The sequence below is a fragment of the Ideonella sp. genome (genome assembly GCF_041287625.1).
Classification (GTDB): domain Bacteria; phylum Pseudomonadota; class Gammaproteobacteria; order Burkholderiales; family Burkholderiaceae_C; genus Ideonella.
Window position 1 is genome coordinate 1 of record NZ_JBGGNH010000057.1, and the last position, 3,718, is coordinate 3,718.

The following is a 3,718-nucleotide window of genomic DNA, read 5'->3' on the forward strand; positions in this document are numbered from 1 at the left end:
CGCAATGAAGTACAGACACTGGCAGCGGCAGTATCAAAACCGCGGACCTCCCTCGCTGAAGATGCGCACGCTGCGCCATGCGGGCAGGCAGCGACAACACCAAACGCCCCGACATCTCAGGAGACACACAACATGAACCGCAGTAAGACCTGCCTGACCCTCGTCGTCCAGGCCGCGCTGGGTGCGCTGGGCCTGGCCTCGGCCACCTTCACCCACGCCGCCACCGAGCTGGTGATCGCCACGGTGAACAACGGCCACATGATCGAGATGCAGAAGCTCGGCAAGAACTTCGAGCAAGCCAACCCGGACATCACGCTGAAGTGGGTCACGTTGGAAGAAGGCACGCTGCGCCAGCGCGTGACGACCGACATCGCCACCAAAGGCGGCCAGTTCGACATCATGACCATCGGCATGTACGAGACACCGATCTGGGGCAAGAAGGGCTGGCTGCAGCCGCTGAAGACCGACGCCGCCTATGACGTGGACGACCTGCTGCCGGCCGTTCGCGGTGGCCTGTCGCTGGACGGCAAGCTCTACGCAGCACCGTTCTACGGTGAGAGCTCGATGCTGATGTACCGCAAGGACCTGGCGGACAAGGTGGGCGTGACGGTGCCGGAGCGCCCGACCTGGACCCAGATCAAGGACCTGGCGTCCAAGATCCACGACCCGAAGAACGGCGTATACGGCATCTGCCTGCGCGGCAAGCCGGGCTGGGGCGACAACATGGCCTTCCTCACCACGCTGGTGAACACCAACGGCGGCCAGTGGTTCGACATGCAGTGGAAGCCGCAGATCGACACCAAGCCCTGGCATGACGCGATCACCTTCTACGTCGACCTGCTGAAGAACTACGGCCCGCCGGGCTCGTCGGCCAACAGCTTCAACGAGATCCTGGCACTGACCAATGCCGGCAAGTGCGGCATGTGGGTCGACGCGACCATTGCCGCATCCTTCGTCAGCGACCCGAAGCAGTCCAAGGTCGCCGACAAGATGGCCTTCGCGCAGGCGCCCACCGCCGTCACGCCCAAGGGCGCGAACTGGCTGTGGTCCTGGAACCTGGCCATCCCCGCCGGCTCGAAGAAGGTGGACGCAGCGCAGAAGTTCATCACCTGGGCCACCAGCAAGGAATACATCCAGCTGGTCGCGAAGACGAACGGCTGGGCCAACGTGCCCACCGGCACCCGCAAGTCCACCTACGCCCAGCCGGAATTCCAGAAGGCCGCGCGTTTTGCCGCGGCCGAGAAGACCGCGATCGACAGCGCGAACCCGAACGACTCGACGCTGCCGAAGTCGCCCTACGTCGGCGTGCAATTCGCGGCCATCCCGGAATTCCAGGCCATCGGCATCGCGGTGGGCCAGCAGATGAGCGCGGCCCTGGCCGGCAAGACGACGGTGGACGCGGCGCTGAAGGCCAGCCAAATATCGGCTGAGCGTGAAATGAAAAAAGGCGGTTATTACAAGTAAGCCGGCACCTGCCGCCCGACTGGCCACCGCTGCGGCGGTGGCCAGTCCCATTGCCGGGACCTCGCCATGAACCGCTTTATGCCCCGCGCCTTGATGGCGCCGGCCATCGGCACGCTCTTCCTCTGGATGATCGTGCCACTGGCCATGACGCTGTACTTCAGCGCCATCCGCTTCAACCTGATGCAGCCGGACGTGACCGGCTTTGCGGGGCTGGAGAACTTCGAATACTTCATGACCGACGCGTCGTTCTGGCCGGCGGTGATGAACACCGTGCTGCTGCTCGGCAGCGTCATCGTCATCACCGTGGTGATGGGCGTGGGCCTGGCCTTGCTGATCGACGCGCCCTTCCCCGGCCGCGGCCTGGTGCGCGTGCTGCTCATTTCACCCTTCTTCGTCATGCCCACGGTCAATGCGCTGCTGTGGAAGCACATGATGATGAACCCGATCTACGGCGTGCTGGCCCATGTCTGGCAGGCCTTCGGCGCGCAGCCGGTGGACTGGCTGACCGACTGGCCGCTGCTCAGCGTGATCATCATGATCAGCTGGCAATGGCTGCCGTTTGCCACGCTGATCTTCATGACCGCGCTGCAGTCCCTCAACCGCGAGCAACTCGAAGCTGCACGCATGGACGGCGCCAACTACCTGCAGCAGCTGCGCTACATGGTGCTGCCGCACCTGGGCCGCTCGGTGGCGGTGGTGGTGATGATCGAGATGATCTTCCTGATCAGCGTGTTCGCCGAGATCTTCACGACGACCTCCGGCGGCCCCGGTGACGCCAGCACCAACATCGCCTTCCTGATCTTCAAGCAGGCGCTGCTGAACTTCGACGCCGGCGTGGCTTCCGCAGGCGCGCTGTTCGCCGTCGTGCTGGCCAACATCGCGGCGATCTTCCTGATCCGCCTCGTCGGCAAGAACCTCGATTGATCGCCTGGACTGAGGACACCATGCCCACTACCACTTATTCCGCGCATCCCCCGGTGGAAACCGCGCCGGCCGAGGTCCTGCTCGCGCCGCGCCGCTTCCCGCTGGCCCTTGTCGTGCGCACCATCGTCGCGTGGCTGGTTACGCTGCTGCTGTTCTTCCCGCTGGGCTTTTTGATCGCCACCGCGTTCAAGACCGAGCTGCAGGCCATTGCCGTGCCCACCGAATGGCTGTTCTCGCCCACGCTGGCCAACTTCCACGAGGTGCAGGAACGCAGCGACTACCTGCTCTACGCGACCAACTCGCTGATCACCAGCGTGGTGTCCACCGTGCTGGGCCTGATGATTGCCGCGCCGGCCGCGTATTCGATGGCCTTCTTCCGCAGCAAGCGCACGCGGGACATCCTGATGTGGATGCTGTCGACCAAGATGATGCCGGCAGTCGGTGCGCTGGTGCCGATCTACGTGCTGGCCCAGCAAAGCTCGCTGCTGGACACGCGCACCGGGCTGATCATCGTCTTCACGCTGAGCAACCTGCCCATCATGGTCTGGATGCTGTATTCGGCCTTCAAGGACATCCCGCCGGAGATCCTGGAAGCCGCGCGCATGGACGGCGCCACGCTCTGGCAGGAGGCCTACAAGGTGCTGCTGCCGCTGGGCATGGGCGGCCTCGCGTCCACCGGCCTGCTGTGCCTGGTGCTGAGCTGGAACGAGGCCTTCTGGTCGCTCAACCTCAGCTCCGCCAAGGCCGGCACGCTGGCCACGCTGATCGCCTCCTACGCCAGCCCCGAAGGCCTGTTCTGGGCCAAGCTCTCCGCCGCCTCGCTGATGGCCATCGCACCCATCGTCGTGTTCGGCTGGTTCAGTCAAAAACAACTCGTCCAGGGCCTTACTTTTGGCGCTGTGAAGTGACCTCACGCAATCAATTTCAAGGAGACTGAAATGGCCTACCTTCAGCTCAAGCAATTCCGCAAGCAGTTCGGCGCGGTCGAGACGATCAAGGGCGTGGACCTGTCCATCGAGCCTGGCGAGTTCGTCGTGTTTGTCGGCCCGTCTGGCTGCGGCAAGTCCACGCTGCTGCGCCTGATCGCCGGGCTGGAAACGGTGACCAGCGGCCAGTTGATGCTGGACGGCCGCGACATCACGCACGCCCCGTCGTCCAAGCGCGACCTGGCGATGGTCTTCCAGAGCTACGCGCTCTACCCGCACATGAGCGTGTACGAGAACATGAGCTTCGCGCTGAAGCTGGCCAAGGTCAGCGAAAGCGAGATCCGCGAGAAGGTCGAGCGCGCCGCGAAGATCCTGAACCTCACCGCCTACCTGCAGCGCACGCC

The 3,718-nt window shown here is 64.2% G+C and carries 4 protein-coding genes; all 4 read left to right on the forward strand.

Annotation, left to right across the window (positions count from 1 at the left end):
- The first annotated feature begins 132 nt into the window (after positions 1 to 132).
- Positions 133 to 1,464 carry a sugar ABC transporter substrate-binding protein gene (locus tag ACAH41_RS21165; protein WP_370538451.1) on the forward strand — a complete coding sequence of 444 codons (1,332 nt, stop codon included), beginning with the start codon at positions 133 to 135 and terminating at the stop codon, positions 1,462 to 1,464.
- Positions 1,465 to 1,530: 66 nt separating this feature from the next.
- Positions 1,531 to 2,388 (forward strand): carbohydrate ABC transporter permease, encoded by an 858-nt coding sequence (locus ACAH41_RS21170; RefSeq protein ID WP_370538452.1) that lies wholly within the window; start codon positions 1,531 to 1,533, stop codon positions 2,386 to 2,388.
- A gap of 20 nt (positions 2,389 to 2,408) precedes the next feature.
- A complete protein-coding gene (locus ACAH41_RS21175; protein WP_370538453.1) occupies positions 2,409 to 3,296 on the forward strand; it encodes a carbohydrate ABC transporter permease in 888 nt (295 codons plus the stop codon).
- A gap of 30 nt (positions 3,297 to 3,326) precedes the next feature.
- On the forward strand, positions 3,327 to 3,718 hold a 392-nt coding region (locus ACAH41_RS21180; protein WP_370538454.1), incomplete at its 3' end, for an ABC transporter ATP-binding protein.